The organism is Micromonospora craniellae, assembly GCF_014764405.1.
Classification (GTDB): domain Bacteria; phylum Actinomycetota; class Actinomycetes; order Mycobacteriales; family Micromonosporaceae; genus Micromonospora; species Micromonospora craniellae.
This window is the reverse complement of record NZ_CP061725.1, coordinates 5,325,528-5,340,961: the sequence shown is the minus strand read 5'-3', so window position 1 is coordinate 5,340,961 and position 15,434 is coordinate 5,325,528. Positions and strand designations below refer to the sequence as shown.

13 protein-coding genes and 1 pseudogene are annotated in these 15,434 nt (G+C 73.3%); 2 read left to right on the top strand and 12 right to left on the bottom strand.

The genetic code is table 11. The features are described from left to right. Positions 1 to 222: 222 nt before the first annotated feature. The 5 genes from ID554_RS24245 to trpC all read right to left on the bottom strand — a co-directional run bounded on the left by ID554_RS24245 (position 223) and on the right by trpC (position 5,778). The gene (locus ID554_RS24245) at positions 223 to 1,410 is read right to left on the bottom strand and encodes an FAD-dependent oxidoreductase (RefSeq protein ID WP_117227100.1); all 1,188 of its coding nucleotides are present in this window, start codon (positions 1,408 to 1,410) and stop codon (positions 223 to 225) included. Positions 1,411 to 1,414: 4 nt separating this feature from the next. Then, a complete protein-coding gene (lgt, locus tag ID554_RS24240; RefSeq protein ID WP_117227099.1) occupies positions 1,415 to 2,539 on the bottom strand; it encodes a prolipoprotein diacylglyceryl transferase in 1,125 nt (374 codons plus the stop codon). A 137-nt stretch (positions 2,540 to 2,676) separates the two neighbouring features. Then, positions 2,677 to 3,480, bottom strand: a complete 804-nt coding sequence (trpA, locus tag ID554_RS24235) for a tryptophan synthase subunit alpha (RefSeq protein WP_117227098.1) — start codon at positions 3,478 to 3,480, stop codon at positions 2,677 to 2,679. Positions 3,481 to 3,636: 156 nt separating this feature from the next. After that, positions 3,637 to 4,875: a tryptophan synthase subunit beta gene (gene trpB / locus ID554_RS24230; protein ID WP_117227097.1), complete on the bottom strand. Its 1,239-nt coding sequence runs from the start codon at positions 4,873 to 4,875 to the stop codon at positions 3,637 to 3,639. 99 nt (positions 4,876 to 4,974) lie between these two features. Next, complete coding sequence (trpC, locus tag ID554_RS24225) at positions 4,975 to 5,778, bottom strand: indole-3-glycerol phosphate synthase TrpC (RefSeq protein ID WP_191088926.1); 804 nt, start codon at positions 5,776 to 5,778, stop codon at positions 4,975 to 4,977. A 441-nt stretch (positions 5,779 to 6,219) separates the two neighbouring features. Between trpC and ID554_RS24220 the strand changes: the two genes are divergently transcribed. Continuing rightward, entirely contained in the window at positions 6,220 to 6,468 is a 249-nt protein-coding gene (locus ID554_RS24220) for a hypothetical protein (protein ID WP_117227216.1), read from the top strand. 13 nt (positions 6,469 to 6,481) lie between these two features. Here the strand turns inward: ID554_RS24220 and ID554_RS24215 are convergent, their stop codons facing one another. The 7 genes and pseudogenes from ID554_RS24215 to ID554_RS24190 all read right to left on the bottom strand — a co-directional run bounded on the left by ID554_RS24215 (position 6,482) and on the right by ID554_RS24190 (position 14,635). Then, positions 6,482 to 7,072 (bottom strand): Trp biosynthesis-associated membrane protein, encoded by a 591-nt coding sequence (locus tag ID554_RS24215; RefSeq protein WP_117227095.1) that lies wholly within the window; start codon positions 7,070 to 7,072, stop codon positions 6,482 to 6,484. Continuing rightward, entirely contained in the window at positions 7,069 to 8,622 is a 1,554-nt protein-coding gene (locus ID554_RS24210; protein ID WP_117227094.1) for an anthranilate synthase component I, read from the bottom strand. The genes ID554_RS24215 and ID554_RS24210 overlap by 4 nt, the downstream gene beginning before the upstream one ends. Next, positions 8,619 to 9,050 carry a phosphoribosyl-AMP cyclohydrolase gene (gene hisI, locus ID554_RS31910; RefSeq protein ID WP_117227215.1) on the bottom strand — a complete coding sequence of 144 codons (432 nt, stop codon included), beginning with the start codon at positions 9,048 to 9,050 and terminating at the stop codon, positions 8,619 to 8,621. The genes ID554_RS24210 and hisI overlap by 4 nt, the downstream gene beginning before the upstream one ends. 180 nt (positions 9,051 to 9,230) lie before the next feature. After that, positions 9,231 to 9,554: pseudogene (locus ID554_RS31905) on the bottom strand (phosphoribosyl-AMP cyclohydrolase); the annotation flags it as partial. 491 nt (positions 9,555 to 10,045) lie between these two features. Next, positions 10,046 to 10,780 carry a DUF2470 domain-containing protein gene (locus ID554_RS24200; protein ID WP_117227093.1) on the bottom strand — a complete coding sequence of 245 codons (735 nt, stop codon included), beginning with the start codon at positions 10,778 to 10,780 and terminating at the stop codon, positions 10,046 to 10,048. A gap of 92 nt (positions 10,781 to 10,872) precedes the next feature. Next, the gene (locus tag ID554_RS24195; protein ID WP_117227092.1) at positions 10,873 to 12,651 is read right to left on the bottom strand and encodes an ABC transporter ATP-binding protein; all 1,779 of its coding nucleotides are present in this window, start codon (positions 12,649 to 12,651) and stop codon (positions 10,873 to 10,875) included. 115 nt (positions 12,652 to 12,766) lie between these two features. Then, on the bottom strand, positions 12,767 to 14,635 hold the full coding sequence (locus ID554_RS24190) for an ABC transporter ATP-binding protein (protein ID WP_117227091.1): 1,869 nt from the start codon (positions 14,633 to 14,635) through the stop codon (positions 12,767 to 12,769). A gap of 146 nt (positions 14,636 to 14,781) precedes the next feature. Between ID554_RS24190 and ID554_RS24185 the strand changes: the two genes are divergently transcribed. Then, entirely contained in the window at positions 14,782 to 15,411 is a 630-nt protein-coding gene (locus ID554_RS24185; RefSeq protein ID WP_117227214.1) for a TIGR03085 family metal-binding protein, read from the top strand. Positions 15,412 to 15,434 lie beyond the last annotated feature (23 nt).

Sequence of the window (15,434 nt, the reverse complement as noted above, 5' to 3'; positions counted from 1 at the left end):
ATGCCCGTCCGCGCCCCGACGCCCCCCCCCCCCCGATCACCGCACCCACCGCTGCCCCGCTTGCCGCGTGGAATCGCCGCACCCACCGCCGCGTTGATCAAGAGATTTTGGCCGCTCCTGGCGATCAACTAGCGCCAGAACCTCTTGATCAACGCAGCGGACGGCGGGACGGCGAGGAGTAGGCCGGGGCAGGGGTGGACTGCCGGACAGGGGTGGGGTGGGTCAGGTTGGGGGGTGCCATTGGGCGGCTACCGTGGCGGCGCTGCCGAGCAGGCGGGGGGTGATGGTGCCCAGGGCCGCGTCACGGGCTCGCAGGGCCAGCCGACCCCGGGTCTGCAGGACCGCCGACATCCGGCGGGTCTGCCTGACCACCGTGGCCGCACGGGGACGGCGGGTCCGGTCGTACGCCACGATCGCGTCCGGCAGCGTGGACTCGCGCAACAGGGCGGCGAGCGTGACGGCGTCCTCGAAGGCCAGGCAGGTGCCCTGCCCGAGGTGCGGTGGCATGGCGTGGGCGGCGTCGCCGAGCAGCACCACGCCGCCCGGGCCGACCGGGAAGCCGTAGGATTTGGGCAGCGGACGCAGTTCGCGGATCTCCTGCTGCACCAGGTCGGCCGGGTCGGTGGCGGCCAGCAGCTCGTCGACCGGTGCAGGCCAGCCCGCGTACCAGCGACGTAGCAGCGCCAGCTGGGTCTCCGGCGGCTCGGGGCGGGGCGCCCCGGCGGCGGTCGCCATCCAGTAGATCCCGCCCCGGCTGGACGCGCCGGAGGAGCCGCGCTCGCCGAGCGAGGCGGCCGCGAAGCGGTACCCGGCGCCGAGGAACTCCCCGCCGACGGGCCCGTCGGCGGCCAGGCTCGGTGCGCGGTACCAGGGGATCACGGCACGCCAGGCGGCACAGCCGGAGCTGACCACGTTCGCCTCCGGGGCGAGCTGGCGGCGGATCACGCTGTCCGCACCGTCGGCCGCGACCACGAGGTCGGCCTCGAAGGTCTGCCGGCCGTCACCGACCGCCGGCCGGGCTCCCGGGGCTGCGCGTACGGTGCGTACCGTCACGCCGGTCCGCAGCTCGACCCGCTCACCCAGGCCGGCGATCAGCGTGTCGTGCAGGTCCTCCCGGTGCACCACCACCGGCAGGCGCTCGGCCGGGGTCTGCCGGGGCTGCACCAGCCAGTGCCCGTCCGGGCGGCGCACCCCGCCGTCGGGCAGCGGGGTCGCGATCGCGTCCAGGCCGGCGCCGAGGTCCAGGGCACGCAGCGCCCGTACGCCGTTGGGCCAGAGCACCACGGCGGTCGGCTCGGGACGGATCCGGTCGGCCCGTTCCAGCAGGGTCACCTGCCAGCCCGAGCGGGCGAGCGCACCGGAGACCGCCAGGCCGCCGAGCCCGCCGCCGACCACGACCGCGCTGCGCATGGCCTCAGCTGTCGCGATCGGCGGGACGTGCCGCCGCGCCCTCGGCGGCGGTCGGGGTGTCCCCGTCGTCGTCGGTCGAGGCGCCGGTGTCGGGCTCGGCGGGGTTCGTCACCTCGTCGGGGGCCTCGCCGGTCTGCCGCCAGTGCGCGAACTGCTCCTCGCTGACCACCCGGTAACCCTCCGGCACCTCCGGCTCGACCCGGCCGCCGCGCGTCGCCGACAGGTCGACCTGGGAGACGTCCGAATCGGCCGGTGTCGCGGTGGCGGCCGGCAGCCCGACCGGGATCAGGTACTCCCGGGGCCCGCGCACCCGCAGGAAGTAGATCAACGCGCCGACGAAGACCACAGCCGCCGTCCAGACGTTGAGGCGTACGCCGAGGATGGTGGTGGCGTCGTCGGTACGCATCATCTCGATCCAGAACCGGCCGGCGGTGTAGCCCATCACGTAGAGGGCGAACGCCCGGCCCCGGCCGAGACGCAGCTTACGGTCGAGGAAGAACACCAGCGCGGCGACGCCGACGTTCCAGAGCGCCTCGTAGGCGAAGGTCGGGTGGTAGAGCCCCTCCTCCAGGATCGGCCGGCCCGCCTCGTCGCGCAGCGCCTGACCGCCGTCCATCCGGTGGATCTCCAGCCCCCAGGGCAGATCCGTCCGGCCGCCGTACAGCTCGTTGTTGAACCAGTTGCCGAGCCGGCCGATGGCCTGAGCCAGTGGCAGGCCCGGCGCCAGCGCGTCGGCGACCACCGCGAACGGGATGCCGAGCTGCCGGGCGGCGATCCAGGCGCCGACCGCGCCACCGGCGACCGCACCCCAGATGCCCAGACCGCCCTCGTGGATGAAGAAGACCTTGATCGGGTCACCACCGGTGCCGAAGTACGCCGCCGGTGAGGTGATCACGTGGTAGATCCGGGCGCCGATGATGCCGGCCGGGACCGCCCAGAGGGCGATGTCGAGCACCGCGCCGGGGGCGACGCCCCGCTGACGCAGCCGCCGGTCGGTGACCCAGCAGGCCACCACGATGCCGGCGATGATGAACAGCGCGTACGCCCGCAGGGGGATCGGGCCGAGATGCCATACGGCGGTGCTCGGGCTGGGCAGGGCGGCCAGGGACGTCGGCGAGGCGAGACTCACGGATGCACACGCTACCGCTGCGGACCCCCGTGCCGTCACCCCGGTCCGCCCCCACCGTCCCGGGTTCTCCCCACCCGGTGGGGTTTTTGTCCCTTGAAGCATCGTGCGCGCCAGGCTCAGGTGGCGTGCCGGTCGGGTCAACGGGCCGGGTGACGTACGCCCTCGGCCAGTTCCGCGCTGAGCGTCCGCAGGGCGGACAGCCCAGCCTCCTGGTCGGGGGCGTCGAGCAGGCAGCGGATCAGGGCGCTGCCGACGATCACCGCATCGGCGTACCCGGCGACGGTGGCGGCCTGCTCCCCGGTGCCCACGCCCAGCCCGACGCCGACCGGGATCTCGCTGACCTCCCGGACCCGCGACACCAGCACCGGCGCCGCCTGCGAGGTCTGCGCCCTGGCACCGGTGACGCCCATGATCGCGGTGGCGTAGACGAAACCACGGCAGTGCTCGACGGTCATCGCCAACCGGGCGTCGGTGGACGACGGAGCGACCAGGAAGGTCCGGTCCAATCCGTACGCGTCCGACGCGGCCAGCCACTCCTCGGCCTCGTCGGGGATCAGGTCGGGGGTGACCAGCCCGGTGCCGCCGGCCGCGGCGTAGTCCCGGGCGAACGCGTCCACGCCGTACCGCTCGATCGGGTTCCAGTAGGTCATCGTCACCACCGGGGCACCGGTGGCCGCGACCTCCTCCACGATGCGCAGCGTGTCCCGGGTACGTACGCCCCCGGCCAGCGCGATGTCGCTGGCCCGCTGGATCACCGGGCCGTCCATCACCGGATCGGAGTACGGGATCTCCACCTCGATCACGTCGACGCCCGCCGAGACCATCGCCTTCATCGCGGCGATGCTGCCCTCGACCGTCGGAAAGCCGGCCGGCATGCAGCCGACCAGCAGCGCCCGGCCGTCGGCGCGGGCCTTGTCGAACGCCACCCCGATCCGGCTCATGCCGTCGCTCCGCTTCGCTCCGCGCCGTCATGAGCTACCACGGCACTGGACCGACGATTCACTCGCTGACGCTCGCTCATACCCGCGCTCCGCTTCGCTCCGCGCCGTCATGAGCTACCACGGCACTGGACCGACGATTCACTCGCTGACGCTCGCTCATACCCGCGCTCCGCTTCGCTCCGCGCCCAGAATGCCGAAGTACTCGCCGGCGGTGTGCACGTCCTTGTCGCCCCGACCGGAGAGGTTGACCACGATGGTGGGCTCCCGGCCCAGCTCGGCGGCGAGCTTCGGCGCCACGGTCAGGGTGCCGGCCAGCGCGTGCGCGCTCTCGATCGCCGGGATTATCCCCTCGGTACGGCAGAGCAGTTCCAACGCCGCCATCGCCTCGTCGTCGGTGACCGGCAGGTAGCTGGCCCGGCCGGTGTCGTGCAGCCAGGCGTGCTCCGGCCCGACACCCGGGTAGTCCAGGCCGGCCGAGATCGAGTGCGACTCGACGGTCTGGCCGTCCTCGTCCTGCAACACGAAGGTCCGCGTGCCGTGCAGCACGCCGGTGGAGCCGCCGGTGATGCTGGCCGCGTGGCGTCCGGTGTCCACGCCGTCGCCGCCGGCCTCGAAGCCGTAGAGCCGCACCTGCGGGTCCTCGACGAAGGCGTGGAAGATGCCCAGCGCGTTGGAACCGCCACCGACGCAGGCGGTGACCGCGTCCGGCAGCCCGCCGGTGAGCTCCTGGCACTGGGCCCGCGCCTCGTCGCCGATGCCTCGAACGAAGTCGCGCACCAGGGCCGGGAACGGGTGCGGGCCGGCGGCGGTCCCGATCAGGTAGTGCGTGTCGTCGACGTTGGCGACCCAGTCCCGCATCGCCTCGTTCATCGCGTCCTTGAGCGTGCGCGAGCCGTTCGTCACCGGCACCACCTCGGCGCCGAGCATCCGCATCCGGGCCACGTTGAGCGCCTGCCGCTCGGTGTCGACCTGCCCCATGTAGACCACGCAGTCCAGGTCGAACAGGGCCGCGGCGGTGGCGGTGGCGACACCGTGCTGACCGGCTCCGGTCTCGGCGATCACCCGCTTCTTGCCCATCCGTCGGGTCAGCAGCGCCTGACCGAGCACGTTGCGCACCTTGTGCGCGCCGGTGTGGTTGAGGTCCTCCCGCTTGAGCAGCACCCGGGCGCCGACCCGGGCGGAGAACCGGCGGGCCTCGTAGAGCAGCGACGGGGTGCCGGCGTAGTCGCGCAGCAGGGCGGCGAACTCCGCCCGGAACGACTCGTCGGCCATCGCCGCGCGGTGCGCCGCGTCCAGCTCGTCCAGCGCGGCGACGAGCGCCTCCGGCACGAACCGACCGCCGAACCGGCCGAAATGTCCGACCGCGTCAGGAAAACCCGACACCCGCTCGCTCACGCTGACACTCCGCTCCGCTGCGTGCCCCCGTGAGGCACCACCGCATTGATTGTTCGGTCGCCCAGCTCGCTCATGCCAGATCCTCTCGCCTCGACGGCGTCAGCGCGCCGGGCGGGGCGTCGCGGGGTGGTTGCCGGCGTTGACCAGCTCGGCCACCGCCTCCCGCGGACTCTTCTGGGTCACCAGGCCCTCACCGACCAGCACCGCGTCGGCCCCGGCCGAGGCGTACCGGATGAGGTCGTGCGGACCACGGACGCCGGACTCGGCGATCTTGACGACGTTGCTCGGCAGACCGGGTGCGATCCGCTCGAACACCGACCGGTCGACCTCCAGCGTACGCAGATCGCGGGCATTGACCCCGATCACCTGCGCACCGGCCTCCAGGGCCCGGTCGGCCTCCTCCTCGTCGTGCACCTCGACCAGCGCGGTCATGCCCAGCGACTCGATCCGCTCCAGCAGGCCGACCAGGACGTTCTGCTCCAGCGCGGCGACGATCAGCAGCACCAGGTCGGCACCGTGCGCGCGGGCCTCGTGCACCTGGTAGCTGGAGACCACGAAGTCCTTGCGCAGCACCGGGACGCTGACCGCGGCCCGGACCGCGGCGAGGTCCTCCAGCGAGCCGCCGAAGTAGCGCCCCTCGGTGAGCACGCTGATCGCACGGGCCCCGCCGACGGCGTAGTCACCGGCCAGGTCCGCCGGGTCGGCGATGTCGGCCAGCTTGCCCCTGGACGGCGAGGAGCGCTTCACCTCGGCGATGACCGCGACGCCGGGCCGGCGCAGCGCGGCGTACGCGTCGAGTGGTGGCGGGGCGGCGGCGGCGAGTTCGCGGATCCGCTCCATCGGGACCTGCTCCTGCCGCCGGGCCACGTCCTCGCGGACGCCGGCCAGGATCTCGTCGAGCACGCTGACGGACGCCGCCGGACCGGCCTCGTTCCCTTCCGCGTGCGGATGCTCAGCAGTCACCAACGGACTCCCCTCTCCGGGTGTCATGGGCCGATGCTAGGTGCCCCCACCTGGCACCCACCGGTGGGGGTATGGCGTGCCTCACGAAATGGGCTGCGGCATAATGACCGACCTGCGCGAACGGGTTGTGACGCCGAGTCATCCCCTTATCGACGCTCGCCCATGTCGACGGCAGTCCCGACCTTACCGGTCACCTCCGTCGAGGTCGGTCGATGCTGTGACCAAGCTCAAGGACGAACGGCCCTTTGCCTGCTCAGACCTCCTGGCGCAGTGTTGACCGTGCGGTCATCGCCGCGAAACGTGAACCGAGCACCATCGGACTCGGGCAGACTCGATGACGCGCCTGCCCCATCGCCACGACGATCTCTCCCCGGGGTGATCATGAATTCCTCCGCGCCGCAGCAGACCATCGGACTCACCACCATCTCGCGTACCGTCGCGTCGCTCGCCGTCGGTGTCGTGCACACGCTGGAGCGCGCCGTGGTCGGGCCGACCCGGATGCGCACCGCGCGCGGCAACGCCTGGGAGGCCATCTGTGCCGACCGGGCCCGGGCCGACCAGCGGGCCGCGCTGGACCGCCTGGTCGCCGAACTCGCCGCGAGTGCCCGGGACCGGCAGCCGGTCGGCTGACCCTCCGGGCCGCTCAACGCTCCGTCGGGTCCTCGCGCACGGTCGGGTCCTCGCCCCGGTCGAGCGCGTCCCAGGCGTCGACGGTGCCGGCCCCCCGGATCGGGCTCTGCGCCGGTGTCGACGGCCGGGACCGGCGCTCGTAACGGGCACCCATCGCCGGCCAGCCCCGCCCGCGTAGCGCCGTCAGCACTCCGCCGGCCGCCGCCAGCACCCCGCCGATCAGGGTGAGCGCCGGCCACTGCCGGGCGACCTCGTCGCCGAGATCGGCGACCAGCCCGTATCCGCCTCCGCCGGCCAGCATCAGGCCGATCAGCGCCAGCAGCCCGCCGAGTACCTGCCGGGGTCGGCCACGGGTGGCCAGCACCGCGCCGCCTCCGGCCAGCCCGACCAGGGCGAGCGCCGGCAGCCAGGGCAGCAGTTGCGTACCGGTCCGTCCCTCGTCCACCAGCGGTGTCGGCACGCCGACCACGCTGGTGTCCACCGCCCAGGCGCGGGTCACCGCCCAGAGCGCCAGCCCCGCGCCGACCAGGCAGAGCAGCACCGCGTACGCCAACTCGCGCCGGCCCGACGCGGGACTCCGCTGCGCTGCCTTCCTCGCGCTCACCGGGCCGGCCGCAGGGTTTCGGCGGCGGCGATCGCGGCGAGCACCGCCGCGGCCTTGTTCCGGGTCTCCTGGTCCTCGGCGGCCGGGTCGGAGTCGGCCACCACCCCGGCACCGGCCTGCACGTACGCCCGCCCGGCCCGGATCAGCGCGGTACGGATCGCGATGGCCATGTCGAGGTCGCCGCCGAAGCCGAAGTAGCCGACGGTGCCGCCGTACAGGCCCCGGCGTACCGGCTCCAGCTCCTCGATGATCTCCATGGCCCGCACCTTGGGCGCGCCGGAGAGGGTGCCCGCCGGGAACGTCGCGGCGAGCGCGTCGAAGGCGGTGCGGTCGGCGCGCAGCGTCCCGACCACGGTGGAGACGATGTGCATGACGTGGCTGTACCGCTCGATGGTGGCGAACTCCGGCACCTCGACGGTGCCCGGTCGGCAGACCCGGCCCAGGTCGTTGCGGCCCAGGTCGACGAGCATCACGTGCTCGGCGCGTTCCTTCGGGTCGGCGAGCAGTTCGGCGGCGAGCCGGGCGTCGGTCTCCGGGGTGGCCCCGCGCGGTCGGGTGCCCGCGATCGGGTGCAGCAGCGCGCGCCGCTCGCCGTCGATCTCGCCGGTCACCTTGAGGTGCGCCTCCGGCGACGAGCCGACGATGTCGAAGTCGTCGAAGCGCAGCAGGTACATGTACGGGCTCGGGTTGGTGGTGCGCAGCACCCGGTAGACGTCCAGCGGGTCGGCGTCGGTGTCGCGTTCGAACCGCTGGGCGAGCACGATCTGGAAGCACTCACCGGCCCGGATCGCCTCCTTGGCCGCCTCGACCGCCTTGGGGTAACCGCCCTCGGGGGTACGGCTGCGTACCTCGCCGGCGCTCGGGCGGCGGACCGTGGAGACCATCGGCGGGATCGGCCGGGACAGCGCGGTGGTCATCGCGTCCAGCCGACCCACCGCGTGGTGGTACGCGGCGGCCACCTGGGCCTCCCGGCCCGGGTCGTCGAGCGGGGGCAGGACCGCGTTGGCGACCAGGATGGCCGAGCCGTCGAAGTGGTCCAGCACCACCAGGTCGGTGGCGAGCATCATGCCCAGCTCTGGTACGCGCAGGTCGTACTCGGTGAGCGAGGGCAGCCGTTCGAAGCGGCGGATCAGGTCGTAGCCGAGGTAGCCGACCATGCCGCCGGTCAGCGGTGGCATCGTCGGGTCCGACTCGCCGGGCGGACCGGCCAGCGCCGCCACCGTCGCCCGCAGCACCTCGACCGGGTCGCCGCTGGTGGGCAGCCCGGCGGGTGGCTCGCCGAGCCAGGCCGCCGAGCCGTCCCGCTCGACCAGGGTGGCGCTGCTGCGTACGCCGACGAAGGAGTATCGGGACCAGGCCAGCCCCGACGAGCCGACGCCCTGCTCGGCGGATTCCAACAGGAAGGTCCCGGGCCCACCGGCGAGCTTGCGGTAGACCCCGACCGGGGTCTCCGCGTCGGCGAGCAGCCGTCGGGTGACCGGGACCACCCGCCAGTGGGCGGCCAGGTCGGTGAAGGTGGCCAGGTCCGGGCTGACCGTGCCGTCGGTCACGAGGTCACCTCGCCGGTGGCGACCGGGAGTTCGGTGGAGAAGCAGGTGCGCTGGCCGGTGTGGCAGGCCGCGCCGACCTGGTCGACGCTGACCAGCACCGCGTCACCGTCGCAGTCCAGCGCCACGGACCGCACGTACTGGTGGTGGCCGGAGGTGGCGCCCTTGACCCAGTACTCGCGGCGGCTGCGTGACCAGTAGGTGGCCCGGCCGGTGGTCAGGGTGCGGTGCAGGGCCTCGTCGTCCATCCAGGCCACCATCAGCACCTCACCGCTGTCGTGCTGGCGGACCACCGCGGCCACCAGGCCGTCGGGGGTGCGGCGCAGCCGTGCGGCGATCTCCGGATCGAGTCGCGACGGCCGGACCGGGCCGCCCGGCGACGCCGGCTGGTCGAGGTGTGCGCCGCTCGTCGGCGCGTCAGGTACGGGCACAGTGACCCATTGTCCCGCACGCGGCGCCGGTACCGGAGCGGGCTCCCGGCTGTCGGACAGCGCGTGGCCGACAGGCTGCCGCAACTGGGTCACGTACCGGTCGAGGCGTCCGTCGAGCAGGGCGTCGGCGAAGTCCGTACCGGCGGCCTCGGCCACCTCGGCGGCGTACGGGCGGATCAGCGGCAGGGTGCCGGCGATCATCCGGACGGCGGCGGCCCAGAGTTGCCCGGTCGACCCGGGCAGCAGGCCGAGGCAGCGCAGCATGTCCTCCCGGTAGCCGTGCGGCGCCACCGGCAGGTCGAGTGCGGCGGCGAAGGCCGAGCGGCGGGAGACCACCCGCACCGAGGGGTTCGCCAACCGCAGCACGGAGGGGCAGAGCCGGGCCAGGTCGGCGGCGGCCAGCCGGACACCGAGCGGGTCGTCGGCGTCGCGCGCCGCGGCCACCTTGCCGAGCGTGGCGATCAGTTCCTCCAGCCGAGGTTCGTCGGCCGGCTGGCAGAGCACGGTCAGGTCGATCCGGGTACGCCAGTGCGGGTCGGCCCAGAGCAGCCGCGCCGGGGCCGTCACCGGCAGCCCGAACGCCCAGTCGGCCGGCTCGCCCAGTCGCGTCACCCAGGACCGGACGTCGCGGGCGGCGACCGAGACGTGGGTCAGGCGCCCGGAGTGCTCGGTGAGGTACGCCCGGCGTACGGCGTACGGGGCCCCGCCGACCAGCACGTCGACGTCGACGTCGCTGTATGGGGTGGCGGCTCGGCGGGCGTGGCTTCCGCGCAGCAGGATACCGACCACGGGCCGGTCGGCGGTCGCCCGAAGCCGCGCGGCCCAGCCGTCGAAAAACCCACTGTCCGGTGACGGAGCGTGATCCACTGCGCCATCGTGCCGCACGTCCGATCCGGGCGCAATGCCCAACAACGGACATGGCGTCCGATACGGGTGCTTACGCCCGTGGTATCGCGATACCCTGGCTCGCCGCGAGCTGGTCGACTGAGCTCCGCTCAGTCGCCGGCCGCCGGGGGCAGCAGTTCGTCGAGCAGCCGGGGCAGCTCGTCGAGCCCGGCCACCGGGTGCGCGAAGGCGAGCCGGGCCCGTTGCCGGGCACCCGCGTGCCCGAACGAGACCAGCATCCCGTACCGGTCGATCCGCTCCACCCGAGGCGCCGCATCGACGCCGGCCAGCCCCAGCCGACGGCACAGGTAGGCGGTCAGCCGGTCGGCGTACCGGTCGGCCAGGTCGGCCAGCAGCACCGCCTCAACCGGGTGCAGCGGGTCCGGCTCCGCCTCGGCGTATGCCGCCGGGTCGATCCGGCGCTGCGTGCCGGCGCGGTCCCACTGGGCCTGCTCCACCTCGAACCGGCACAGCCGGAACCGGGTGCCGACGTCGAGCAGGTCCCCGACGGCGTCCACCTCGGCGAAGTCCAACGCGGCGGCGCGCTCCTCGGCACCGGCCAACTGGCGTACCCAGCCGGAGACCAGCGCCCGACCCAGCGACGGCGCGCCCGCGGCGGGTGGCAGGTCCAGCACGTCGAGCGCCACGGCGAGCGGACGGTCCGGACCGGTGGCGCGTAGTGCGGCGGTGAGGTCGCTGACCACCGGCACCAGCAGCAGCACCCGGCCGTCGCGGTCGGTGACGTGGCGGACGTGGTGCAGGCCGGGCCGGCAGGCCACGTGGACGAGGCCGGCCAGCCGGCCTGCGACGAGGGTACGGACGATCTCGGCAGGGCTCGGCCGCATGGCACGACCTCCTTCTAAGGTTAGGCTTACCTAACCCGAAGCCTAGGGCATCGTCCCGGCCACGTCCACCGGATCCGCCCACCGCCCGGCCGCTATCGCGTCTGCTCCAGCCATGAGGCGTAGAGCAGGCCGTAGACCGAATCCGGATCCCGGATCAACTCCTCGTGCGTACCGCGCTGCACGATCCGACCCCGGTCCACCACGATCACCTCGTCGGCGCCCTGCGCGGTGGAGAGCCGGTGCGCGATGGCCAGCGTGGTCCGCCCCCGGGTCACCGCGTCCAGCGTCCGTTGCAGGCGTACCTCGGTGGCCGGGTCGACCGCGCTGGTCGCCTCGTCCAGCACCAGCAGATCCGGGTCGGCCACGTACGCCCGGGCCAGCGCCACCAACTGCCGCTCCCCCACGCTCAACGCCTCACCGCGTTCGCCCACCCCGGTGGCCAGCCCGGCCGGCAGCCCGTCCAGCCAGTCGGCCAGCCCCAAGTCGCTGAAGGCCGCGGTGAGCTGCTCGTCGGTCAACTCGGGACGGCCGAACCGGACGTTGTCGGCCACCGACGCGTCGAACAGAAAGCCGTCCTGCGGCACCATCACCACCCGGGACCGCAACGAGTCGAACCGGACGTCGGTCAACGGCACCCCGGACAGCAGCACCGCGCCCGCCGTCGGGTCCATCAACCGGGTGAGCAGCTTGGCGAAGGTGGTCTTGCCGCTGCCGGTCTCGCCCACCACCGCGACCCGGCTCTTCGCCGGGATCTCCAGACTGACGTCGTGCAACACGGTCGGCCCGTCCGGATAGGCGAAACGCACCTGCGCGAAACGGATGTCCAGCGGTCCGCCGGGCAGTTCCTGCCCCTGCCGGCCCGGGTCGGCCACGTCCGGCTCGACGTCCAGCACGTCCAGCACGCGACGCCACCCGGCGATCGCGTTCTGCGCCTCGTTGAGCACCTCCGTGGCGATCTGCACCGGCTGGATGAACAGGGTCACCAGGAACAGGAAAGCGGTGACCGTACCGATGCTCAACGTCTGGTCGGCGCCGAGGAACACCCCGAGCACCACCACACCGGCCAGCGCCACCCCGGCCGCCAGCTCCCCCACCGAGCTGCCGAGGATGCTGATCCGGATCGCCTTCCGCTGCGCCTGCTGCTGGCTGTCGATCGCCGCGTCCAACCGCCGCGACGTCCGGCCGGCGATGCCGTACGCCCGGATCACCGGCGCACCGACCACGCTCTCGCCGACCGCCGCCAGCAACGCGCCGGTCCGCTGCCGCACCACGCCGTACGCGGCGGCGAGCCGCCGCTGGAGCAGCCGGATCACCAGCACCGCCGGCACGAACGCGGCGAAGACCACCAGGGTCAGTTGCCACGAGTACGCCAGCATCACCGCCGTGGTCACCGCCAACTGCCCCAGGTTGACCAGCAGGATCACGCCGCCCCACTGGAGGAACTGGCTGATCTGGTCGACGTCGCTGGTGACCCGGGAGACCAGCGAGCCCCGCCGCTCGGACTGCTGGTGCAGCATCGACAGGTCGTGCACGTGCCGAAACGCCCGGATCCGGACCCCGGCCAACGCCGTCTCGCTGACCGTGAACAGCCGCCGCATCATCAGATAACCGCAGGTGGTGGTCACCACCAGCACGGCGACGGTGACCACCACGACGTCGAACAACGCGTCCAGGTCGAGCCCACCGGCGATGCCCCGGTCGATGCCCTGCTGCACCGCCACCGGCACGGCCACCCGGCCGACCATGTAGACCAACGCCAGGCCGAGGGTGCCGGCCAACCCGACCCGCAGCTCCGGCGAGAGCGACAACCCCCGCCGCAGCGTCCGCCAGGTCGACTCCGTCCGGCCCGGCACCTCCGTCGTCGCGCTCACCGGTGCCGTCCTCCGTTCGCGACTGCGGTACTCCGCTGCGCTGCGTTCCTCGCACTCACCCGGGCCCGCTCTCCGTTCGCGACTGCGGTACTCCGCTGCGCTGCGTTCCTCGCACTCACCGGTCCACCTCCAGGGTGGGGGGCAGCGGGATGACCTCGTCGTACGTCTGTTGCCGTTCGTGGTCGACCTCGGCCTGCTCGTACGCGGTGACCAGGTTGGCGTAGCCGGGCACGGTCGCCAGCAGCGTGGGGTGCGTGCCCCGCGCGATCACCCGGCCCTGCTCCAGATAGATGACCTCGTCGGCGAGAGCGATGGTGGTCCGGCGGTAGGCCACCACCAGGATCGACGCGCCGGGGCCGCCCGCCGCAGGCGAGCGCAGCCCGGCCAGGATGGCGGCCTCCACCCGTGGGTCGACCGCGCTGGTGGCGTCGTCGAGCACCAGCAGGCGGGGACGCCCGGCCAGCGCGCGGGCCAGGGTGAGCCGCTGCCGCTGCCCGCCGGAGAGCGAGGTGCCCCGCTCGCCGACCATGGTGTCCAGCCCGTCCGGCAGCGCGGCGACGAACCCGTCGGCCTCCGCCAGCCGCAACGCGGCCCACACGGCCTCGTCGTCGACGCCCGCCCGGTCCAGCGAGACGTTGGCCCGGACGGTGTCGTCGAGGACGAACGGCACCTGCGCCACCAGCGCCAGGGTGCCGGCCAGCGAGTCGGCGGCCAGCTCGCGCACGTCCACGCCGTCGAGGCGGACGGTCCCGGCGCGGGGGTCGACCAACCGTACCGCCAGCGACGCCACCGTGGACTTGCCGGAGCCGGTCGGCCCGACCAGGGCGACGGTCTTCCCGGCCGGCACGGTGAAGGTGACCTCGCCGAGCACCTCGATACCCGGCAGGTGCGCCTCGGCCGGCTCGTAGGCGAAGGCGACGTCGGTGAAGGAGAGGGTGGCCGGGGCGTCGACGGCCGGGTCCAGCCGGGTCGAGCCGTACGGCATCTCGCCGGTGGCGTCGAGCACCTTGCGGACCCGGTCCCAACCGGCCACGCTGCGCGGCAGTTCGGCGAGGACCCAGCCGATGGCCCGCACCGGGAAGGCCAGCACGGTGAAGAGGAAGGCGACGCTGACCAGCTCGGCGACTGAGATGGCGCCCTGCTGCAACCGGTACGCGCCGACCACCAGCACGGCGAGCGTGCCGAGGCTGGGCAGGGTCTCCAGCATCGGGTCGAAGATGCCGCGCAGCCGACCGACCGAGATCAACGCGTCGCGCAACTGGCCGGCGCGGGCCGCGAACCGGTCGGTCTCCTGGGCCTCCCGCCCCATCGTCTTGACCACCAGCGCACCGTCGAAGCTCTCGTGCGCGATGCCACTGACCTCGGCGCGCAGCAGTTGCGCGCGGGCCTGGCGCGGTGCCATCCGGCGGGAGTAGGCCACGTTGAGTGCGAACAACGCCGGGAACACGGCCAGCCCGACCAGGGCCAGGGCCCAGTCGGTGGCGAACAGCGACGCCACCGCGCCGACCAGCATCACCAGCGTGCCGACCGCGAACGGCAGCGGCGCGATCGGCTGCCAGGCGGCCTCCACGTCGGAGTTCGCGTTGGACAGCAGGGTGCCGGTGGCGTTGCGGTGGTGCCAGGACAGTGGCAGTTCCAGATAGCGGCGGGTGACCCTGCGTCGGTAGTCGGCCTGGAGGCGGTACTGCATGTAACCCGCGCCGAGCCGCCGGCCGAAGATGCCGACCACCCGCAGCACGCTGATCCCGAGCAGCACGGCAGCCGCCAGGGCCAGTCCACCCACCCCGACCGCGCCGCGTTCGATCGCCGGGACCACCACGTCGCCCACCACCGTGCCGATCACGAACGCGCTGCCCACTACCATCACGCTGAACAGCACACTGCCGCTGACCGCGACCGCGAAGATCCTCGGTTGTTCCCCGATGGCCCGCCCCAGAACGGCCAGCCCGCGACCGAGCACGTCCCGACTAGTCCCGCTCGCCACATTCTCCCCCGCCGTAAGCCGCCACTATCCTCCCTCATCCTTACCGCAGCGCGCCGATCCCGCCGACCCGCAGCGATATGTCCGCCGTCACCTCGCGGGTCGGCACGAACCCGGCGGACCGCCCGTACTCCGCCTATGATCACCACATGACGCGCTACGCCCGGTCGGAGCGCGAGGCGCTCACCGACCTGATGTCGACCCTGGGCCCGGACGCCCCGACGCTCAACGAGGGCTGGACCACCCGTGACCTGGCCGCGCATCTGGTGGTACGGGAACGGCGGCCGGACGCCGCCGCGGGCATCCTGATCGGGCCGCTGCACGACTACGCCGAACGGGTCCGACGCGAGGTCGCCGCGCTCGACTGGGCCGAACTGCTCGCCCAGGTGCGGCGGCCACCGGTGTGGAGCCCGGTGAGCAACCCGCTCACCGACGAGTTGGCCAACACGATGGAGTTCTTCATCCACCACGAGGACGTCCGCCGGGCCCGACCCGAGTGGCGGCCCCGCGAGCTGCCCGCCGGCCTGGAGCAGGCGTTGTGGCGGCGGGCCTCCACCCTGGCACGGATGGCCCTGCGTCGGTTCCCGGCCCAGGTGTCCGTCCGGGCGCCCGGGCACGGCGAGGTGACCGCCGGCCGGGGTGGCGAGGCGCTGCGGCTGATCGGCGCACCGGGCGAGTTGGTGCTGTTCCTGAGCGGCCGGCAGCAGGCGACGCAGGTGCAGGTCGAGGGCGGATCCGAGTCGACCGAGCGGCTCCGCAGCGCCAACCTGGGCTTCTAACCTTCTGTGCGGAACCGGTCACG

Coding starts and splice junctions, on each gene's coding strand:
- ID554_RS24200 (WP_117227093.1), bottom strand. CDS start 10,780: ATGCGGCCGAGCCCTGCCGAGATCGTCCGTACCCTCGTCGCAGGCCGG.
- ID554_RS24220 (WP_117227216.1), top strand. CDS start 6,220: ATGAATTCCTCCGCGCCGCAGCAGACCATCGGACTCACCACCATCTCG.
- trpA (WP_117227098.1), bottom strand. CDS start 3,480: ATGAGCCGGATCGGGGTGGCGTTCGACAAGGCCCGCGCCGACGGCCGG.
- ID554_RS24245 (WP_117227100.1), bottom strand. CDS start 1,410: ATGCGCAGCGCGGTCGTGGTCGGCGGCGGGCTCGGCGGCCTGGCGGTC.
- ID554_RS24185 (WP_117227214.1), top strand. CDS start 14,782: ATGACGCGCTACGCCCGGTCGGAGCGCGAGGCGCTCACCGACCTGATG.